This is a genomic window from Ligilactobacillus murinus DSM 20452 = NBRC 14221, assembly GCF_001591685.1.
Taxonomy (GTDB): domain Bacteria; phylum Bacillota; class Bacilli; order Lactobacillales; family Lactobacillaceae; genus Ligilactobacillus; species Ligilactobacillus murinus.
Genome location: NZ_BCVJ01000032.1, coordinates 1 through 21,327, shown reverse-complemented (window position 1 = coordinate 21,327; position 21,327 = coordinate 1). Strand labels below are relative to the sequence as shown.

Sequence of the window (21,327 nt, the reverse complement as noted above, 5' to 3'; positions counted from 1 at the left end):
AAAGATTCAGCCATGCGGTCAGCGCCGTATGAATAACTAAGACCCAGCATAATGCATCTGCATCATGCTGGGTCTTTTTCATAAAGATAAAAAAGAGCGTAGCCAAATTTTTGACTGCGCTCTTTTTACTATAATTCAACGATCGCAAAACCTGTTTGACCTAAACGCTTATCTTGTTCGACTAGGTTTTGTCCCAGTAATAATTTACAATTTTGCGGTAATATGATCTTAATGCTCCCATAGCCTAAGTTAAACAACGCAAACAGCCGTTTATCGCCTAAGCGCCGGCTAAAACTCAAATAAGAATATTGATTGCTACATTGGCCCCACTCAAATGAACCTTCACACAATACATTGTTATAACGAATCCGCATTGCTAATAAAGTTTTCAAGAAGCGTTGCATTTCAGCGCTTGCTTGATCATCTTTCCACTCCATACATGGCTGTAAGGCAGCTTCAGTTCCCGCCTTAATTCCTTTTTCAGTACCATAGAGAATGCTTGGTGATTCTGGTTGCATGAACATAAATGCCAAAACTGCACGGAACAATTGGACATTGCCCTCGCACTTGGCTAAGATCCGCTGTGTTTGTGGACTATCCGCTGCCAAAAGCGAAGCTGAAAGCGTACTTGGATCAGCCCGTAATTGATGTTCATTTAGCGCATAGGCTAATTCAGTCGGCGGAATATTCTTAGTGATAAAAGTTCCCTCAACTAGTTCACGCACGTCGATTGAATTATTTCCCGCAAAAACATCATCATGTTCAGCTTTTTTAGCGATCGTATTTCCTAAAAGATAGATATCTGCCTTAACTTGACGTAATGTTTCTAGTAGGTAACGTTTAAAGGCAGCTGGGATCTCATTAGAATCCGCAATGCTCCAGCCATCAATATCAAAGTTACGTGTCCAGTATATCAAAATATTACCAAAATACGCTTGGACCTCAGGATTTTCCAGATCGACTTTTGGCATATGTGGATTGTTGTTCAGGGCTTCATAGGTCAAACGTTCAGAATAATCAGGCAATTCACTAGGTACGTAACGCACCGGAAATTCCTTGATCAAAAACCATTTAGCAAAACTCGACCGCGCCCCATATTTACGCACATCTTGCCATTGGAGCGAAAAATCACTTAGATGGTCGCACGTGATATCTAACATGACCTTCATCCCCCGTTGATGGATCGCTTCGATCAATTCTTTAAACTTCTCTTTGGTCCCAAAGGCTGGATCGATCTCATAATAATCGATCGTATCGAATTTATGATTGGAATAAGCATCAAAGACGGGACTTAAGTAGATCCCATTAAAGCCCAACCCTTGAATGTGATCTAAATTGTCGATGATCCCTTGCAAGTCGCCACCAAAAAACTTTGCTTTATCAGCTTTTTGGCCCCATTTAAGTATGTCTTTAAGATCTTTTTTTTGATCCCCATTGGCAAAGCGATCAGGCATCAAGCGGTACCAGATCATCTTTTGTGTCCATTCTGGTGTTGTTGCAGTTTCATCCAAGACTAAGTACGGTGTCAAAAAACCCGTCATTTCTTGAACAGCTTTTGGAGTATAGAGTTGCATCAAATTAGCGTCATATAAAAGCTCATTGCCTTCTCGATCGAGTAGGTGGAATGCATATTTTAGCTTGCGTGTTGCTGGAATCGGCAATTTAACTTCCCAGACGTCATAGATCCCATTTTGCAGACGCTTATCCATCTCTTTAGTTGCATATTCCCAAGCATCTGTTTGACCTGAATCTTTGACCAGCATCTGTGGTGCTCCAAAAATCACCTGCACCCGCGTAATATCGCGATGCTTGGTCTTTAATTGTAACCGATAGTTTTGTTTATCCGCCATGTACGCCATCTCGCTTGCTGGGCGGTGATAAATAGCTGATCTTTCCATACAAACCTTCCTTTTGCCTAAAGTATTTAACTCTATTATAGCCCAGATAGCGCAAAAAAAGCAGTCAAGAAAAACTCAACTGCTTGAACTAAATCATTAAATTACTTGGTAAATTCACCATCAGCGATCTCATCTAAAACCGTCTTTGATGGGATAAAGAACAATTGGCCTGATAAAATCTTCGAGAACGACAACAAGAAATCATGCCCCTTGAGCATTGACAGTAACATCAATTTAGTCACTTGCCAATAACGCGAATAGCCCATAAAATACGTTCCCGTCTTACCGGAAGCCGGATCAGAATAAGGAACATTCATCCGGATGATCTTTTGTTCTTCACCATTGAGCTCAACTTTTGAGACAACATTGTGCGCATTTTTGAACTTCTCATCGTCATCAAGTTCAAGGTCATTGAACTTTTGACGTCCGATCGCCTTTTCTTGATCTTCAGTCTTGAGTTTGTTCCAAAAATCCATGTTATGCAACCACTTTTGTGCAAAGGCATAAGATCCATTGACAAATTCTGGATCTTCATCACCGACTAAAGCATATTGGGAAGCTAACTCCATCTCAGGCGCTTCTGTTCCATCGATAAAGCCTACGATCGCCCGACCTTCAAAGTAACGAAAACCCTTCGTTTCATCAACAACATTAGTGATATCACGTAAAAAGAGCATAAATTGTGACATTGCTTCGTAAACAACGGCTTCATCGTTAGCCCGAATGTGGAAGAAAAGATCCCCCTTAGTTGCTGGCATCTCGTATTTATCTCCCCGCAAGGTCTGATATGGGACAAGTTCTTTTGGCTTCGGTGCATTAGGGAACAAATAATCCCAAGCATCACTACTAAACCCAAATGTTGCCCGTAAGCAGCCTTCATTGTCTCGAATATGCAACGAGCGCAAGATAGCTTGGTAACGATCAGCAAAAGCAGTGATCACTTCTTGTTCATGCTTTTGATCTTGGCGCTTTAACTCAAGTACCGTGAATTGTACATGCTTGCCAGCATCTTTCCAAACATCTTGGGCTAATTTTGGTTCGACTGTCATTTTTTGACCCCCTTTTTGATTTTCGCCTTAATTTTAGTCCTTTATCCTAAATTCGACAAGCGATATTATTCAAAGATCACAAAGCCATTCTTTTCCAGTTTCCCGTCTACCAAATTTTGTGCCAAAAGCGTATTACCAGTTGGAGCTACCGCATAAGGTTTTTCACCTAAATTAAAGACCGCACAGAGCTTAGTAGCCGCTTTTTGGCGCGTTAATTTTACAACTTGGGCTGTATCATCTACTTGCCAAGCATAACCTCCATAGCTGAGTACAGGTTGCTGGTCTTTACGCAATTTGATCAAAGCTTTCATAAAAGCGAGCATCTTTTGATCTTGCTTGTCTTTATCCCAGACCATGCAAGCTCGACACGCTGGATCATTGCCACCAGCCAGCCCAACTTCGGTCCCATAGTAAATACATGGCGACCCCATTTGCAAAAACATCATGGTCAAGGTCAAACGCGTTAGATCTTTATCACCTTGGCAAAGCGTCAACAACCGGGCTGTATCATGCGTATCCATCGAATTTAACATCACTTGATTTGTCGGCATGCGATAAAGCATCAGTTGTTCATTCAAACGCGAGACCATTTCACTGAGACTGATCTTTTTAGCTACTATTCCATCACTTAAAGTTTCTGTAAATGGATAATTCATCGCACCGTCAAATTCATGTTGGTTGACCCAACTTTGGGCATTGTGCCAAACTTCACCCAAAACATAAAAATCATGCTTTAAGTGATGCGTCAGTGAATAGAAATGACGCCAGAAGTGATGATCGATCTCATTTGCTACATCTAAACGCCAAGCATCAATGTTGAATTGTTTGATCCAATACGCGGCGATCTCATGCAGATAATTTTGCACTTCACGCGAAGCCGTATTTAACTTCGGCATATGGGGCGTGTTAGCAAAGACTTCATAAGTTAGGTCACGGGCAAATTCATCATTATCCGTCTTAGTATAGCTGACGGGAAATTCATTGATATGAAACCACGAAGCAAAGCGCGATTCTTGCCCATGTTCGATCACATCTTGCCACTGCATCGAAAAATCGCCCAGATGGTTAAAAACAGCATCCAACATGACTTTCATCCCACGTTTATGCGCCTCATCGACCAAACGCTTAAAGGTCTTTTTGTCCCCAAAATGCGGATCGATCGTAAAATAATCGATCGTGTCATATTTATGGTTGGAATGCGCCGTAAAGATCGGACACAGATATAGGCCCGTGATCCCGAGCTCTTGTAAATAATCTAAGTGGTCAATGATCCCTTGAAGATCGCCCCCAAAGAAGTTTTGCCGTGTCGGCTCAGCACTGCCCCAAGGTAATGTCTTGGCTGGATCATTTGTTAGATCACCATTGGCAAATCTTTCCGGAAATATCTGGTACCAAACTGTTTCTTTGACCCATTCAGGTGGAGCGATCCGATCGATCTCATGCAAATATGGCATGCGAAAACAGGTCAAGTCTAAAAGATTTTCTGCAGTCGCAGGGACAAATTTCCGGTCATCATAAAGCCACTGGTGTCCCTCTTTGTCAGTGAGCTTAAAAGCATACTGTAATCGGTGCAAAGGTAGTGTTACTTGCGCTAAAAAATAATCATGTGTCTTAGTGATAAAGGCCCGATCCATCGTAACGGTCTCATACTCCCAAGAGCTATCATCTTTTTCATTGACTTTAGTTCCATATGGATCACCATATAGCAATTCAACTTTAAAAACATCATCATGTTTGACTTTCAAACGGATCTCAAAAACTCCATTAGCCCCTAAATAAGCCATTTCACTATCAGGGCGGTGATAAACTGCTGCAATATCCATTGTTTTTCCTCACTTTTTATTTTTGTAAAATGAGCGATCCATATGGTGCTAATTTGACTTGAGCTGCACTAACTTTAGCATTTTGGCTCAATAGCACCTTAGTAAAGGCACCACACGGATAACTCTTCTCATGTTCACTTAAATTACAGATGACCAACGCCTGTTTGTGTTCATCTATTACTCGCCGATACACATACAACTCAGAGCTAGTATTTTCTAAAATAAACCGGCCTTCAATAAATACTGGTTTTTGCTTTAACTGTAAAATTTGGCGATAGAAATTCAATACACTGTCAGGATCACTCATTTGTTCAGCGATACTGGCAACATTTTTTTCTTTAGACCATTTCCAGGGCTGAACGTTAGAAAAGCCAGCATAAACCGTCGTATCAAACGGTAACGGCAAGCGAGCTGCCATTTTATGGGCTTGACTAGCTTTGCGCAATATCTCGCCATCACTCCAGCCTTTTTGCTTTGCTTGCTTAGCAAAATCAACGATCTGGGGATCTTCAAAATCGGCCACCGTGCCCAAAGTTTGCGAGCGCATACCTAATTCTTCCCCATAATAGATGCAGGCTATGCCTCGCTGTAAGTACATCAACGTTGCCAACATTTTTGCACAAGCTTTAGATCCCATTTTAGGCGCAAACCGACTCAAGATCCGTGGCATATCGTGATTGCTCCAATACAAAGTCGGATAACTCACTCCTTCAAGTCGCTTTTGCCACTCGAGCATATTGGATCTAAAGCCGAAAATATCTAATTTCACAGGCTGTCCGATCTGAGGCAGATCAGGCTCGACTTGGCTTTTATCTTCAGCAAAGTAGCGGAAAGTCACGACCGTATCACAACTCTCTTTTTTGGGTGTCGTATAATCCACGGCAAGATCAACGTCGGCACTAGCAGCTTCACCTAAAATAAAGATATCGGGCTTTATCTGGTGTAATTGAGCGATAAATTCTTTTAAGTAAACTTGAACTTGCGGTAAATTAGCATAAAACATCTCTGCAATCTGGGGCTCAGCTGACTTGGCTAACATATCCTGCTCAAAGTCGGCTTTGGCGATATGGATAAAGGCATCCAATCTAAAACCATCAACTCCATGCTCGAGCCAAAACTTAGCGATCTTGAGCATTTCAACTTGGACTTTTGGTTCAGCCCAATTCAGATCGGGCATTTCCTTTGCAAACAGATGAAAATAGTAATTATTTGGATCAAGAGGATCTTTTTGCCACACACTTCCGCCAAAAAAGGAGCCCCAATTATTCGGTGGACCACCATTTTTACCTTGATGCCACAAATAACAATTGCGAAATTCACTGTCTTTGTCCTTTAAAGCTGCTTGAAACCACGGATGTTGGTCAGAGGTATGATTCATTACAAAATCTAAAATAATGTCTAAGCCCAAGGCATGCGCCTTAGCCACTAATTCATCAAACTCTGCCATTGTGCCCAATTTTTCATCGATCTGATAATAATTTGCTACGTCGTAACCGTTGTCAATTTGGGGTGAAACATAGATCGGATTGAGCCAGATCGTATTTATCCCTAGTTGCTTTAAATATTTGAGCTTAGCCGTGATCCCTTTTAGATCCCCGATCCCATCACCATTACTATCCTTAAAACTTTTGGGGTATATTTGATAGATAATGCGCTCTTTAGCACTTAATGTACTCACTTTTTTTCCCACCTTTCTATAAAAACTCACACCCTAATCTTATAAAAGTATCGACTTTTTTGCAACCGTTTGCAAAAAATATTTTTGTATATCGATAATTGACTGCAAAAAAATACGCTCAGATAAAATAGTTCCGAGCGTATTTTTCTCATTTAGGCTTAACCGCGATAATTGATAAATTTATCGCCAGCTAAGTTCTTGTAGTAGGCACTCATCGTTGTTTGGTAGTATGGGTAGACCCAAATTGCTGCGATCCCAAAGGTTACTGAAACAAGCAACCACCAACCGATAAAGCTCAACTGTAAAACAAACATTTCAAATTTATGCCCGTTCATCAATTCACGACTAAGTGTGATGTAATCGAGATAATTCAAGTTGTTAGCTTCACCTTTTTGATTCACATCTTTATAGATATAGTATGTTTGTGAATAAGAATATCCCTTGATGATCCCTGGAATAACAAATAATAAGGACCATAAGAAAGTAAAGATCGCTTGTAAAATATACAAGACTAAGACTGGCACAAAATATTTACGTGAAAAGATCGAAAACATCCCACGGACTGGACTAAAATCATTGTTCTTAGTCCGCAACCAATCAAGTGTCGTATAAGCGATACCTGTTGTGATCAAAGCCATGATCAAACCACTAAACAATTGGCCACCGCTGTTAGCCGCACCATTACTTGTCGTTTCAGTGAGCGAAGTTTCCCCACCAGAAAAAGCTCCACTTTGGACCAAAAATGCGAGTACTACAACTAAAAGCGCAATAATGATCCCTACCACTAAGGAACCTAGGATCGGAATAATATTTAATAAAATAGCTTTTCCCCAGTTACCAGCAAGCAACTCACGCGCCTCAGCTTTAAGTTCGCCTCTAGTTTTCATTAAAAAAAACCTCCTAAATTATTTTATGCTTACCATTATAATACAAATTTAACATAAACGGCAATGAAAACTATTGACCACGACCTTTTTTAGACTTTTCGCCGTCTTATTTGCCAAGCATACCAGCCAAATGTGCTCAAAAAGCCCAATAATGTCCCCTTAAACATCCCCAATAGTCTCTGATAAAGCCGAATATACGCCGCATTTTTAGAAATGTAAACCAAAATATCAATAAAAAATGGTCTAGTCACCATGAGCTAAAATATACTCATGGTAGCTAGACCATTTTTAAATACTTATTTTTACTTTGTACTCATTTTTTATTCAGCTGTGATCGCGATCAAGTTGTCACCGTGTTTTACTTCGTCGACATCGATGCGTTCAACACTTGCATAGTTCATTGTGTTAGTTACGATCACCATTACCGTTGTATCATAACCAGCTTGCTTGATGGCTTCTAGATCAGCTGTCCCTAAAACGTCACCCTTCTTGATCTTTTGACCTTGAGTTACGTTAGATGTGAAATGTTGCCCTTTCAAGTTGACCGTATCGATACCCACGTGGATCAATACTTCTGCACCTTGATCTGTCTTGATACCATAAGCATGCTTTGTTTCATAAGCTACTGTGACCTCACCATCTGCTGGAGCATAGATCGTACCGTCAGCTGGCACAACTGCCGCACCATCACCCATCATCTTAGTGGAGAATACTTGGTCGTTTACTTCGCTTAGATCGATAGACTTACCATCAACGGGTGAATCAACGACTTGATTTTCGACCCCAGAAACTTTCTTAGCTTCTGTTTTTGCTTCTTTAACTTCTTTTGGTTCGCTTGGTGCAGCCACTGGAGCTGGATTCAATAATTCGCTGTGGCTCTTACCATAGATAAATGTCAAAGCAAAAGCAGCTGCAAATGCGATGAGCTCAGCTACGATATACATTGGGATCGATGAAGCGTTGATCGATAAGAAACCAAGGAAACCAGCAGAACCTAGTGAAACTGCGACAACATGCATCAAACCAGCAAACATTGCTGCGATCCCCGAACCGATCAAAGCACAGAAGAATGGGAATTTATACTTCAAGTTGACCCCAAACAAGGCTGGTTCTGTGATCCCAAGTAAAGCTGAAACACCGGCTGAAGATGCAAGACCTTTCATCTTCTTGTCTTTTGTCAATGTCCAAACAGCAAATGTTGCCGCACCTTGCGCAACGTTAGCCATCGAAGCTACAACGAAGATGAAGTCACCTGCACCCTTACCATTACTGAAAGCTGTGATAAGTTGGGTCTCGATCGCAGGGAAACTTTGATGTAACCCAGTCAATACGATAGCTGAGTAAGTAAGACCAAAGATACCCATCCCGATAAAGCTCGTTGTGTCGTATAACCAAACGATACCATTTGTTACCCAATCAGAAACTGTCTTCATTGCAGGCCCAACGATCGTAAAGGTCAAGAATCCTGTTAACATAACTGCGATCAATGGTGTAAAGGTGAAGTCAACGGCTGCTGGTAAACGTTTGTGTAGCCATTTTTCTAAAACAGATAAGATCCAAACTGCTGCTAAAACTGGAATAACTTGGTAGTAGTAGTTATTTTGCATAACTTGCATTCCAAAGATATCCCAGGATTTACCCGCCATCAAGTCTGGACTTGTCATGATCATCCCGATCGCTGCCCCGAGGTATTGGTTAGCCCCGAAACGTTTAGCAGCCGAGATCGCAACTAAGATCGGCATAAAGATAAATGGTGCTGCCGACATCAATTGGATCATGCTGGACAAACCTTTGATCATTGGATTCATTTCCACGATCGCTTGTGGACCAAACAAGCCTTTAGATGTCAAAAAGTTGTTCAAAGCCATCAACAAACCACCCGCAACTAAAGCTGGGATGATCGGAACAAAGATATCAGATAAGAGCTTGATAAAGGCCATGATCGGATTGAACTTCTTACCTTGTTCAGCGATCTTCTTTAGATCTTCGGTCGAAGCTTCCTTCAAACCGGTCTCTTTGATCAATTCATCATAAACAAAGTTGACATCCCCTGGTCCAATGATGATCTGATATTGACCATTTGTCTTAAAGGTACCCTTAACGTCTGGATTGTTATCCAACGCTGCTTGGTCGATATTGTTATCGTCTTTTAAGACTAAACGCAAACGGGTCGCACAGTGGGCTGCTCCCACCATATTATCGCGACCGACCGCTGCGATGACGTCTTTTGCCACTTTTTTGTGATCCATCGTAAGCACTCCTTTTTGTAAACGTTTTACATTTTCTATATTTATTATAATAGCGTATTTCAAAAATATGTCAATCGTTTATCACAAATTTATTTTAAAAATTTTAAACTTAGAAATTTATTCCGATATACTATGATATACGTTTGACACAAGCAGGTGTAAAAGTTAAAATTCAATATATAGACAACGTTTTCAAAAACGCTTAAAAAGAAGGGATATTCAACTATGGAATGGACACGTGAAACGCGCTATCGGGCATATGCCGACTGGAGCGCTGAAACACTCTTAAAATTACAAGCACAAGCAACTAATTCACAATACCAAATGGGTTACCATATTCGCCCAAGTTCAGGCCTTTTAAATGACCCTAATGGCTTTTCATATTTCAACGGCCAATGGCATGTTTTTTATCAATCATTTCCATTTGGTGCCGCTCATGGTCTTAAGTCGTGGATGCACTTAGTCTCCGATGATCTAGTGCATTGGAAAGATCTCGGCCTAGCGCTTGCACCAGATACAAAATTTGATAGTCATGGTGCTTATTCTGGTTCCGCTTTACCTATCGATGATAAATTATTCTTAATGTACACCGGTAACCATCGTGACAAAGATTGGATCAGACATCCATTCCAGCTTGGTGCTTGGATGGATCAAGCTGGCCAGATCACAAAATTAGACGAACCCTTGATCACACAACCAGATCATACGACTGATCATTTCCGCGATCCGCAAGTTTTCAAGCACCGCGATCTCTACTATGTTATCTTAGGCGCTCAAGATAAAGAAACTAAGACGGGTAAGATCTCCTTATTCTCATCTAAAGACCTTAAGGATTTCACCGATTTAGGCTATCTTGAATTCACTGAAGACAACATGGGCTATATGATCGAATGTCCTAACTTGATCTTTGTCGATGACAAACCACTTTTGGTCTTTTGCCCACAAGGTTTGGACAAAGATGTCGTAGCTTATGACAATATCTATCCTAATATGTATCTTTTAGGTGAAGATGTTCAGCTAAACAAAGCCAAATTTGAAGCTGGAACTAATCAGATCCAAAATTTAGATGATGGATTCGATGTTTATGCCTCCCAAGCGTTCAATACCCCAGACGGCAAAGCTTATCTGATCAGTTGGGTCGGATTACCTGACGTTTCATACCCAACTGATGAAGAAAACTGGGCTAGTTGCTTGAGCCAAGTCAAAGAACTTTCCTTAAAAGGTGGCAAACTCATTCAACGGCCTGTTGTTTCCATGGCTGATCTGCGTGAAAAAGGCACTTCGCTCCAAGCAGCTAAAAAAGTTAATGCTAAACAGCAAATAATTGCTGAAAGTGGCGAGCAATATGAGTTAAAATTGACTTTAGATACTGACCAGACTGGTACCCTCCATTTAGCTGGCAATGATGACCTTAGTCAAAGTTTGAAGCTTGAATTCTCAACTGGAAAAGACGCATATTTGACCGTTTCACGTGCAGATAGCGGCGCACAATTTGCAACTGAATTTGGTACAACGCGCACCATTGCGCTCCCAGACCAACAAGCGCTTGACCTTGAGATCTTTATCGATCACTCGCTTTGTGAAATTTTTGTCAACGGTGGTGAACATGTGCTGACTTTACGTTTCTTTGCCGAAGCTGGCAATAAACAGATCGCTCTTACTTCACCAACTGAGGCTGCGTTAAACTATCGGGGTACTTTCTGGAAGCTTAAAAGCATCTAGAAAGGATGGAGCCTATGCGTCCCAAATTAACTGACGTCGCTAAAAAAGCGGGCGTCTCTGTCACAACCGTTTCACGTGTCATCAATGACTACGGCTATATCAGTCAAAAGACACGTGATAAAGTTTTTGCTGCGATGGAAGAGTTGAACTACCAACCTAACTCATTAGCACGCTCTTTACACGGTAAGAGCACTAATTTAGTTGGTCTGATCTTTCCTGCGATCACCAATCCTTTTTTTGCTGAATTAGTCGAACAGATCGAACAGAAGCTCTTTAGCGAGGGCTACAAAGTGATCTTGTGCAATGCTGGTTCAGATAAAGAAAAAGAACGTGAATATTTAAAAATGTTATTAGCTAACCAAGTCGATGGGATCATTGCGGGGGCTCATAATCTAGGGATCGATGAATACAATCGTGTCGGACTTCCGATCGTCTCCTTTGACCGTAAGCTTTCCGAGCAGATCCCGATCGTCTCTTGTGATAATTACGCTGGGGGAAAAATGGCAGTCGAAGAGCTCTATAATGCTGGGGCACGCCACATTTATTTCCTGGGAAATCCTCACCAAAATGGTAACCCGACCGATCAGCGTTTAGCCGGGTATTGTGACACGATCGACGGTTTGGGGTTAAGTCGGCACATTCATACGGTAAGTTTTTCAGAATCACCTTCGCTCAAGTTATTTTCGATCAAAAAATTACTGACTGAAAGTGTGGCTGACGGCATCGTATGTACCGATGATCTAACAGCGATCTTGGTTTTGCAAGCGGCCAAAGAGCTAGCGATCAAAGTTCCGGAGCAATTAAAGGTCACAGGTTTTGACGGCACGACCCAAGTCCAGCTCTATCATCCTGAGCTCTCCACGATCGTCCAACCGATCTCTGACATCGCCGAGGTCCTAGTCGAAGTCTTAAAGGCTAGGATCAAGCAACCAAGCGAACCGCTAAAACAAATGCAATACACTCTACCGGTGAGCTTCTTACGGCGATCTTCAATATATAAATTACAAAAACATTAAAAATCAAATTGCTATAAACTAATAAATTGTATAAATTTATTAATTTTATCATCAAGTATTCTACTTGAAAATCACCTCTGTAATTCAGCATCATGCCTTGCATATAGCATAATCGATTATAATAAATATAGTTAAATAAATAAAACAAAGGTCACTAGTAATACATCTAGTGACCTTTACTTATCCCCTGTGAAAATAAGTGCATATAATTATAAATATACCCTAATTAATACCCATATTTTAAATCATCCTTTTTAAATAACATGTTCCCAATACATCAATTAATTTATAATTAAAAAACAGTTGAACAAAGCTGAATAAAATGATAATATAATTAAGAAAAGATGGTGATTAAACATGAAAGAACTTAAAGCAATCGTTGTCTACAAGGACAAAGCTTGGCAATACAGTGGTTAACAACTAGCTATTGCCTGAGGATGGTAAACTCAGGTAATAGCTATTAATTTATCATAAAGGAGATTATATTTATGGAAATTATCATGCATAAACAAACTTTAGTAGCAACAGAATTAATAAAAAATACTATTTGTTACCTTAATTTAGAAGATTTACTGGAAGATAGCACTAAGAGATTTTTGAACATGTCTTTTAACACAAAGAACCTTTCGCTAACACACAATCAAGATGATAAATATCAATTACGATTCTATAATCAAAGTTTTGCCTTAGAAGCAATCAATAAAGTTGCTATCCTTATAGCAACAAAAATAGATGAGAAAGTTAACTTTAAACTACATGTAAAAGAACTTTCATATATTGAAAAATTCTTTTTCGATAGACTATCTATATTAACTAAGAATAGAATTAGTTACCAACAACACTTCACCATTTTAAATATTTCCGTCCCGCTAATATATACATATGAAAAAATGCGTTATTTTCAAAATATTGGTGATAATTGGACTGCAGCGTATATCGGCGAATTTTTAATTGGGAATCTCGATCAACAGAATAATCTTGCTATGTTCTTAAAAAATTACTCTTTTAATTTTATGGAATTAGGCAATCCCCTAGCATCAAAAGTAATATTAGAAGAAGTTATTCATCGTACTAAAATAAATCACTCAAAAAAAGATAATGAGGCCTTAATAGGATGTTATTATGCTTTAGGTTTACTCTATATTAGAAATCTTCCTGTAGCATTTCGAGATAAAGAAAAAGCCAAAAATATGTTTAAAAGTGCACAGAGGCTACTCGAAAATCCTGAATTCATGTATGATACTAATCATAAAATATTTAGTTGGGTATTTAATAGAAATGGCTATGCTTTAACTCTATTTTATGAAAATAAGTATCAAGAGACTATAAATCTGATGAATAAGTTAGTTGCTAAGTTAGAACCAGTAATTCAAATAACTCCAGTTGCTAAGCTACATTTGAGCGTATTACACTATAACCTATTTCAAGTATATAATGCTATAGGTGATAATATTAATGCTGAAAACGAGTTGAAAATTGTTATCGACATGGATCCAAATGATAGAGAATATAAATATGACTATATTAGGTTCCTTTTTAAAATCAATAATCTAACTAAAGCTAAAGATTTATTAGATGATATGTATGATAATAATATGTATGATCCTGTATATCATGCTAGCTATTATGGACAATACTATATTGGTATAAAAAATTTTGAAAGGGCTGCTTCTTATTGCTATCAAGCTATTTGCTACAATTTTAACAACAAGCAAACAAATTATTTTATCTATAATTATTTAGTTTCTCTAGTTAATGGAAAAAACTTAAATCAAAAGACCCTAAAGCAACTAAATTCTCTAGTAGAAAGCCACGTTCCAATGGAAAAAGAAGTATGTAGTTTGATACAAAAATTACTCGAATAATAACTCTTAGGAGGGAAAATATTGTTCAAAAATTATCTTAAAGTAGTTGCTCGGCACCGCTCATTGTATATTTTTATTACTTTTTTCTATTTAGCAATGGGGATCTCTAGATATGCACAACTTTTACTATTTCAAAAGCATAATAATTTGATCAATTACTCACTATCATACTCGTCAATGGCGATCGCTGGAGCTTTTGCTTTTTTGATAGCTAATAATCTGACTGGATGGACCTTACAAAAGATCGTTGCACGGACTATCCCGCTCTATGCTTTAGGAATGTTTCTAAGGCTCTATACCAGTAGTCCTATGATCGCCATTATTTCAGGTGCGATCAGCGGGATCGGCGCTTCAATAACCCTACTAGTCATCAGGACTTGGCTCTATTCTCTTTCAGATCAATATCCTAGCGACAAAGACTTCTTGATCTCGGCACGCTATACCATCGTACAAGTCTGTTCTCTAGTTTCGACCGTTCTTGCAGGCGTACTGATCACGCTTCTAAGCAATAGCGATCAGGGATATATTATAAATATTGTCGGGTCCTCGCTAGTGATGTTACTCATCTCACGAATAGATTTCCCGGGAAATGAGCGGATCCAGGAACAAAAAAAGGGCTTTATTTACTTACCCAATAATAAGCAGCTCGGGATCTTACTGTATCTCAGTGTTTTAATTTTAGGAATAACTAGCTCATTAGTCGAACCCATAATCGCTGCGATCTTGCGCGATATCGGTTTTAAAGTAGCAACCACTACGCTATTGACAAGTACCTTTGGGCTCATAACGATCTTAGGCTCATTCTTTTATCAGCTTCCCTGGATCACCAAAGTTGCTAATAAGAGCTTTATCATAAATCAGACACTGTTACTGTTAGGGATAATCGGCTATTTATCAGTCTTCACAACTAAAACTGGAGCTATTCTCGTTTTTGCGCTTAGTTCTTTTACGATAGCTGGTTTTTTTATCCTAAAAGAAATTATGGAATATGATATGTTTCCAAAAAATGAGACTATGATCTACATTGGACTCGTGCAATCGGCTTTTTTAGTTGGCGATGCAGTCGGTAGTCCGATCGGGACCAGCATCTATACCAAGTATGGTTTAAACATCCTATTCATCTTGTATGCCGTAGCGATCGTCATCAGTACCATTGCATACTCAGTTCTCTATCGCTATATGAAAAACAAGACACAATAAAGGCGCTATCCCAAGTGTTTAGGGATAACGCCTTTATTTATTTTCTCTATTTGATCACACATTCGACCCCAAAGTGATCACTGATCAAGGGTGATTTTTTACCGTCAAAGAGCACGTGGCTTTCCTTGACTTCTAATTGCTGACTGACAAAGATAAAATCGATCCGTAAAGCCTTGTCGTTATTTTCCCAACCATCGATATCTTGTAAGATCGTCGGACCACCAGTAACTTTTTTAGCAGCTAAATGACTATCTTTTAAGCCTAAAGGGCTGGCTAAGACCAATTCATGTCCTGGAGTATTTTCCGGGTTATTAAAATCGCCCATGATAACTAATGGAGTGGCTTCAGCTACCAAAGCTTTCTCTAATCGGTGCCATTCCGACTTAAAATCACTCTTCCACCAGGAAAAATGCCCACTGACAACACATAATTCTTTTCCTGCCACAGTAGTCTTGGCGATCAATGCACGTCGCGTGTGATAATTATATTCATCATCTACTGCAGAGGTCAAAGCACTTTTCTCTGAACTAAATGGTTGCTTAGAAAGTAAGGCAACACCTTCATGGTATTTATCATAACCGATATGACTATATGCCCAGGTAAAATAATAAGTTGCACCTTTTTCTTTTAGATATTCGACTAATTTTAAAGCATAATTGTCTTCGTGCAAATGATGTTGATTTTCTAGCGTATACGGCGCTTGTAAAACATCAGGTGAATCGATCCTTTGATTGACCTCTTGCAAGGCGATCACATCATAATCTGCCTTTAAGATCTGTTTACCTAACGTTTCTAAAGCCCACTTAGGATCTTCACCTAACCAACTATGTGTGTTCAACGTTAAAAATTTTGCCACGTAAAATTCCTCCATAAAATAACTAAGCGACGCCAGATATCTGGGCGTCGCTTAGTTTTAGATCATTTAGACTTCAACTGTTCCGACAACTGTCTTAGCAGCTTGATGTCCTAACTTATCGATTTTGACTTCCTTGATATCCTGTACATTAGTAAATGCTACAACAATTGTATCATCTTTACCAGCAGCTTTGATCTTATCAAGATCAGCTAAGGCAAGCAAGTCACCAGCTTTAACTTTAGCTCCGTCATTAACTTTGACTTCAAATGGTTCACCATTCAAGCCAACTGTATCAAGACCCATGTGAACTAGGACTTCTAAGCCAGCATCCGTCAGCAACCCGATCGCATGCTTGGTTGGGAAGACACTTGTTACTGTCCCAGAAACTGGAGCGTAAACATTTTGGTTATCTGGTTTGACCCCGAAACCATCACCCATCATCTTTTGTGAAAAGACTGGATCATTAACGTCTTCGATCTTGATCACATCACCATCAGAAACAGTATGGATCTCTTCAGTTACACCTTTGAATTGGATCTTCTTTTCTTCTGTGACTGTCCCACTCATAACGTCAACTTTTGGAATTTCGACACCAGAGTCAAGTAAGTCTTGGACGTCAGATTTCAAAACATCAGCTTTTGGACCGTAAACAGCTTGAACACCTTCACCTTTAACGATCAAGCCCATCGCACCAACTTGCTTCCATTCTTCTTCAGAACCAACTTTGGCACTATCTTTAACGGTTACACGTAGCCGCGTCATGCAGGCATCAACGTCGGAAATATTTTCACGACCGCCAAGCAAGTTGATGATCTTAACAACTTGTGAGTTAGGATCAGCTTGTCCATCAGCTGTTGTTGCAGAATCAGAACCAGCATCTCCATTATCGATACCATCATAGTTACCATTGCGCCCAGGTGTTGCCAAATTGAACTTCTTGATCATGAAGTTTGCGATAAAGTACATTGCTACAGCAAAGAGTAAGGATACCCAAACAAAGTTGAAGATATCTTGACCTAAGCCAGCTTTAAACGCCATTGGTGAGCGAGTGAGCAACTCGATATTACCAAAGGAGTGCACCCGTAAGTTGATCAGGTCAGCTGAAGCAAAGGCTAAACCTTGCATGATCGCATAAACGATATACAATGGCACCGCAACAAACATGAACATGTATTCAAGCGGTTCTGTAACACCTGTCAAGAATACGGCAAGTGCAGCTGAGATAAACATTGAGCTGTATTGTTTACGCTTGTCAGGATCAACATTGCGATACATTGCAAGGGTCAGACCCATTAAAATACCCGTTGAACCGATCATTTGACCAACTTTGAAACGAGCTGGAGTCCAGTGTGTCAAGACATAGTTGTATTTAGCCATGTCGCCAGCACCTTTTAAGTTGACCAAGTCAGTTGTCCAAGCAAGCCATAATGGATCTTGCCCGAACACGTGGTGACCAGCTTGAGCACCAGTCAAGATCTCGTAAGTCCCACCTAATGAGGTGTAGTTGATCGGGATCGTCAACATGTGATGCAACCCAAATGGAAGCAAGAGACGTTCTAAAGTACCATATAGGAATGGTGCTAAGAAGCGGGCTGTTTCTTGGGAGTTAGCGATCCACATACCGAAACTGTTGATCCCATATTGGATAACTGGCCAAATAATAGCTAAAACTAACGCTACGATCGTAGAACGCAAAATAACTACGAAAGGTACGAATCGTTTACCATTGAAGAATGATAAAGCATCCGGTAATTTACGGAAGTTGTAGTATTTATTGTAAGCTGTAGCCCCAACAAAACCTGCAATAATACCGACAAAGACACCCATGTTAAGTGCTGGTGCACCTAAAACGTTAACAAAGTAATCACTAACTAAGATCTTACTACCAAAAATGGTATGTACATAAGCCTTAGAGTCTGCCATCATTTCAGCATTAACGCCAAAAACAGTACCAGTTACGATGTTAATTAAAATAAATGCTAAACCTGCAGCAAAAGCACCGCCAGCACGTTCCTTAGCCCAGCTACCCCCGATCGCTAATGCAAAGAGGATATTCAAGTTATTGATAACACCCCAACCGAGTTGTTCAATAACTCCACCGGTCGTGACCAAGGCGGTCATATTTGGATCGATCATTGCCAATGTCTTACCAATACTGATCATCAAACCAGCAGCTGGCATTACGGCGATAACGACCATTAAACATTTACCGAACTTTTGCCAAAATTCGAAACTGAAAAACTTTTGAAATTGCGCTTTCAACTACCTCACTCCTTTAAAAATTATCTCTAGATCGTTAAGTTATGCAACCGTTTTATGCAATCGGTTTCATTACATTTTTTATTATAACCACTCTTCTTAAAAATGTAAACCTTTTCGCTTAATTTTTTTATTCTATTCTTTTAATTTACTCTCATAGTAGACTCGTTAAGATAATTTTTAGAATTTAGGGTGTAAAATGTACACAAAGAAAGAAGTGTAACAATTGGAAAAAATTTTTGGTTTATTTAGTGATACGCTCAGCAAACTCTATATGCTTTTACCTAATATCATTTTTGCTTTTATGATCGATGTCAAAGTTGGTCTGGGTACTTTACATACTGCATTGCCCTTTATCTTACTCTATTCTTTTCAAAAGATGGGGGTCTTTACTTTAAATAGTTTTGGCAAGATCACAAACTATACTAAAGTCTTACGGCTAAATCTTGGCGTAGCTTTAGGGGGCGTGTCCCTTGCAATTATCGGAACGCTCTTTAAACAACAGATCTTATTAGACCTCAGTGGGATCTTAGTAGGGACAGGACTTTCTTGCTTACCAACGCTCATCAAAAAAGGGCTTTTGCTCAAAAGCAGTAAGCTCAGTTTAGTGTTATCATTTGTGATCGTTTTTCTAGTCGGGATAAATATTAAATATTTCAGCAATCTTTTTAATCTATATTTACTGGCATTTTTATTGTTCATACCACTGCTGGCCTCCATTTATCTGCCTATTTCAAAAGCGCAGATGCTAGCTCAGCTCAAGTTGGACCTGCGCTCTTTTGTCCCTGCTGGGATCATTTTGTGTCTTTATATAATGATCAGAACTTATCGTCAAACTGCTTTGATCGCTGATTTTGAATGGATGTTGATCTTTAGTGGGATCATTTTCTTGTTTTTTCTTTATCAAGATATTTTTCGCATCTATGAGCAGACCTATCAATTTTGGTTAGGAGCATTGAAAAACTTTTTGATCATCTATAGTCTCTTTTGGTTCTTTATTCGCGGGCAAGTCTCACTGATCATCTGGTCTTTTATCATTTTGATGCTCAGCAATTTTTTAGGCGCACTTCTCTATCACAAACTGACCTATCCTAACGTAACTATCCAAATAGGGGCTTTTTTAGGGATAGTCTGTGGGCTCTTATTGATGCTATCTTCTAGGATCTATCTTGTTGGTTACTTTATCACGGCTTTATCTGCAATGATCGCTGAGAAAGCTAATACAAATGACGGGCTTTTACCTGATAAAAGTGGCCAAATAAAAACACTTGGGAGTCTGTTACAACAAGTATGTTTAGGGCTAACGATCGAGCTAGTCTCGCTTTGGCAGCTACATAGTCCAACTGCCTTGCTCTACTCTAACGTCTACCACCAAGCTATGCTAAAAGATAGCTTGCCAGCTTTCATGGTCCGTTTGATCTTGATCAGTCTTTTTATCATCAGTGGCAACTTGATCTTTTCATGGCATCTTTACCGCCTTTATTCAGTCAAGCATAAAAGCCATTGAGCACCTTAGCCAAAGACCACTTAAATTTATATAAATAACGACACAAAAGGCAGGTAATTAAAATTGGCACAACATAATGCCTTGACTCGAACATTTAAAACTTTAGATGATTTCTTAGGAACACATTTTATTTATACTTATGACAATGGGTGGGAATATGAATGGTATGCTAAAAATGACCATACTGTCGACTATCAGATCGACTTGATAGCTGGTCAACTTGAACATCTAAAAAAACGAAAACACTTGCTTTTTGAGGATAGTTCCTATATCCAAGCGCATTTTGGACATTATCTTATTTTAAACCGTGCGATCGCTCGCCAAGAAGGGCAACTCAAATGATTGACTGAAACATATACTGACTTGATCGAACGCTAAAAAGATCGACTTCAACTACTTAGAGATGAAGTCGATCTTTTTTATCTATTATCCGGTCCCCAACTTCCCCGAAAGATCTTTGCTTTTAATTCATCAGCGGTCAAACTCGCATTATCTTCAAAACCTCTAAACGGATGAAGCGCAAGCAAAGCTGATTTTTGATAAGCTTTAGCCCGCTTGAAGGTATAATTTGTCAGTGAATCATCTTTGATATGCCGAACTAAACGAGCACTTGGAGTATTCATTGGGATCTTGACCCGATATTGCATATCTTCGATCAATTCTTGATATTCAGGTCCTGATTGGATCAGATCGACATAGACTTTTAGATGTTCGATCAATGCGATCGCAGCTTCTGATAATTGACTCTTTTTCGTTGGATCTTCTAAAGCGACGATCTCATTTCGTTTATCTGCAACGGCTAAAGCTTCACTGACTTCGCTTTTATTTAACGCTGGACTCATGATAAAATAACTCGCTAACAACCGAATAAAGCGCAAAGTCCCAGTTCTTATCCCAACATAGCTCGTTGGATCAAGGTCTAACATCAAACGGACAGGTCCATGGAATTGTGCTGCTGTGTAGATCTCTTTTTTAGCCACAGCCCGCTTGATCCGCGCAAAATAACTTTCAACATCAGTGTAATCAGGTGTAAAGTTAGAGCCAAAACCGTATTTTTTGCTCTGGCGTAAACTACGGACTGGAGGCGGCAATTTATCACCTTTAACTCACGAAGCTTTTAATTGTTTATGCGAAGCGATCTTTACTCATCTCTTATTACATTTTGATCTTAAATAAGGTCATAGACTTCTCTTAAAATATCATCTTCCGTTTGTTTTATCATATTATTCAGTTATTTCCTCCCACTTGAACAAAGTGTTCATCAAATAGCAGGATATACAAAAAAAGCCGCTAGTCAAATCGACTAACGACTTTGATC

14 protein-coding genes and 1 pseudogene are annotated in these 21,327 nt (G+C 39.4%); 6 read left to right on the top strand and 9 right to left on the bottom strand.

Annotated elements, in window-relative coordinates:
• Positions 1 to 128: 128 nt before the first annotated feature.
• The 6 genes from LMU01S_RS06930 to LMU01S_RS06905 form a co-directional block, all read right to left on the bottom strand.
• Complete coding sequence (locus tag LMU01S_RS06930; RefSeq protein WP_056958145.1) at positions 129 to 1,898, bottom strand: alpha amylase N-terminal ig-like domain-containing protein; 1,770 nt, start codon at positions 1,896 to 1,898, stop codon at positions 129 to 131.
• Between the two features lie 101 nt (positions 1,899 to 1,999).
• The gene (locus LMU01S_RS06925) at positions 2,000 to 2,947 is read right to left on the bottom strand and encodes a Dyp-type peroxidase (protein WP_056958148.1); all 948 of its coding nucleotides are present in this window, start codon (positions 2,945 to 2,947) and stop codon (positions 2,000 to 2,002) included.
• Between the two features lie 65 nt (positions 2,948 to 3,012).
• Positions 3,013 to 4,770, bottom strand: coding sequence for a glycoside hydrolase family 13 protein (locus LMU01S_RS06920; RefSeq protein WP_056958150.1), 1,758 nt, complete (start codon positions 4,768 to 4,770; stop codon positions 3,013 to 3,015).
• Between the two features lie 16 nt (positions 4,771 to 4,786).
• Positions 4,787 to 6,448 carry an alpha-glucosidase gene (locus LMU01S_RS06915; protein WP_056958151.1) on the bottom strand — a complete coding sequence of 554 codons (1,662 nt, stop codon included), beginning with the start codon at positions 6,446 to 6,448 and terminating at the stop codon, positions 4,787 to 4,789.
• A 158-nt stretch (positions 6,449 to 6,606) separates the two neighbouring features.
• Positions 6,607 to 7,335: a DUF975 family protein gene (locus LMU01S_RS06910; protein WP_056958153.1), complete on the bottom strand. Its 729-nt coding sequence runs from the start codon at positions 7,333 to 7,335 to the stop codon at positions 6,607 to 6,609.
• 320 nt (positions 7,336 to 7,655) lie between these two features.
• Positions 7,656 to 9,584 (bottom strand): sucrose-specific PTS transporter subunit IIBC, encoded by a 1,929-nt coding sequence (locus tag LMU01S_RS06905; protein ID WP_056958156.1) that lies wholly within the window; start codon positions 9,582 to 9,584, stop codon positions 7,656 to 7,658.
• 225 nt (positions 9,585 to 9,809) lie between these two features.
• Here LMU01S_RS06905 and LMU01S_RS06900 point away from each other — a divergent pair, with 225 nt between their 5' ends.
• The 4 genes from LMU01S_RS06900 (at position 9,810) to LMU01S_RS06885 (ending at position 15,387) form a co-directional block, all read left to right on the top strand.
• The gene (locus tag LMU01S_RS06900; RefSeq protein ID WP_056958157.1) at positions 9,810 to 11,306 is read left to right on the top strand and encodes a sucrose-6-phosphate hydrolase; all 1,497 of its coding nucleotides are present in this window, start codon (positions 9,810 to 9,812) and stop codon (positions 11,304 to 11,306) included.
• 14 nt (positions 11,307 to 11,320) lie between these two features.
• The gene (locus tag LMU01S_RS06895; protein WP_056958160.1) at positions 11,321 to 12,322 is read left to right on the top strand and encodes a LacI family DNA-binding transcriptional regulator; all 1,002 of its coding nucleotides are present in this window, start codon (positions 11,321 to 11,323) and stop codon (positions 12,320 to 12,322) included.
• A 488-nt stretch (positions 12,323 to 12,810) separates the two neighbouring features.
• Entirely contained in the window at positions 12,811 to 14,187 is a 1,377-nt protein-coding gene (locus LMU01S_RS06890) for a tetratricopeptide repeat protein (protein ID WP_056958162.1), read from the top strand.
• A 21-nt stretch (positions 14,188 to 14,208) separates the two neighbouring features.
• Positions 14,209 to 15,387 (top strand): MFS transporter, encoded by a 1,179-nt coding sequence (locus LMU01S_RS06885; protein ID WP_056958164.1) that lies wholly within the window; start codon positions 14,209 to 14,211, stop codon positions 15,385 to 15,387.
• Positions 15,388 to 15,433: 46 nt separating this feature from the next.
• Here LMU01S_RS06885 and LMU01S_RS06880 read toward each other — a convergent pair whose 3' ends face one another.
• Both LMU01S_RS06880 and LMU01S_RS06875 read right to left on the bottom strand, forming a co-directional pair.
• Complete coding sequence (locus tag LMU01S_RS06880) at positions 15,434 to 16,243, bottom strand: endonuclease/exonuclease/phosphatase family protein (protein WP_056958166.1); 810 nt, start codon at positions 16,241 to 16,243, stop codon at positions 15,434 to 15,436.
• 66 nt (positions 16,244 to 16,309) lie between these two features.
• On the bottom strand, positions 16,310 to 18,505 hold the full coding sequence (locus LMU01S_RS06875; RefSeq protein ID WP_056958168.1) for a PTS transporter subunit IIBC: 2,196 nt from the start codon (positions 18,503 to 18,505) through the stop codon (positions 16,310 to 16,312).
• Between the two features lie 223 nt (positions 18,506 to 18,728).
• Between LMU01S_RS06875 and LMU01S_RS06870 the strand changes: the two genes are divergently transcribed.
• Entirely contained in the window at positions 18,729 to 20,009 is a 1,281-nt protein-coding gene (locus LMU01S_RS06870; protein ID WP_056958170.1) for a hypothetical protein, read from the top strand.
• Positions 20,010 to 20,090: 81 nt separating this feature from the next.
• Positions 20,091 to 20,228 (top strand): annotated as a pseudogene (locus tag LMU01S_RS10640) (phenolic acid decarboxylase); the annotation flags it as partial.
• Positions 20,229 to 20,428: 200 nt separating this feature from the next.
• Here the strand turns inward: LMU01S_RS10640 and LMU01S_RS06860 are convergent.
• A complete protein-coding gene (locus LMU01S_RS06860; protein ID WP_056958173.1) occupies positions 20,429 to 21,100 on the bottom strand; it encodes a hypothetical protein in 672 nt (223 codons plus the stop codon).
• Positions 21,101 to 21,327: the final 227 nt, after the last annotated feature.

What these genes read in the sequence shown, in the direction of transcription:
- LMU01S_RS06920 (WP_056958150.1), bottom strand. Translation starts at nt 4,770, where the DNA reads ATGGATATTGCAGCAGTTTATCACCGCCCTGATAGTGAAATGGCTTAT.
- LMU01S_RS06925 (WP_056958148.1), bottom strand. Translation starts at nt 2,947, where the DNA reads ATGACAGTCGAACCAAAATTAGCCCAAGATGTTTGGAAAGATGCTGGC.
- LMU01S_RS06890 (WP_056958162.1), top strand. Translation starts at nt 12,811, where the DNA reads ATGGAAATTATCATGCATAAACAAACTTTAGTAGCAACAGAATTAATA.
- LMU01S_RS06895 (WP_056958160.1), top strand. Translation starts at nt 11,321, where the DNA reads ATGCGTCCCAAATTAACTGACGTCGCTAAAAAAGCGGGCGTCTCTGTC.
- LMU01S_RS06905 (WP_056958156.1), bottom strand. Translation starts at nt 9,584, where the DNA reads ATGGATCACAAAAAAGTGGCAAAAGACGTCATCGCAGCGGTCGGTCGC.
- LMU01S_RS06910 (WP_056958153.1), bottom strand. Translation starts at nt 7,335, where the DNA reads ATGAAAACTAGAGGCGAACTTAAAGCTGAGGCGCGTGAGTTGCTTGCT.
- LMU01S_RS06900 (WP_056958157.1), top strand. Translation starts at nt 9,810, where the DNA reads ATGGAATGGACACGTGAAACGCGCTATCGGGCATATGCCGACTGGAGC.
- LMU01S_RS06930 (WP_056958145.1), bottom strand. Translation starts at nt 1,898, where the DNA reads ATGGAAAGATCAGCTATTTATCACCGCCCAGCAAGCGAGATGGCGTAC.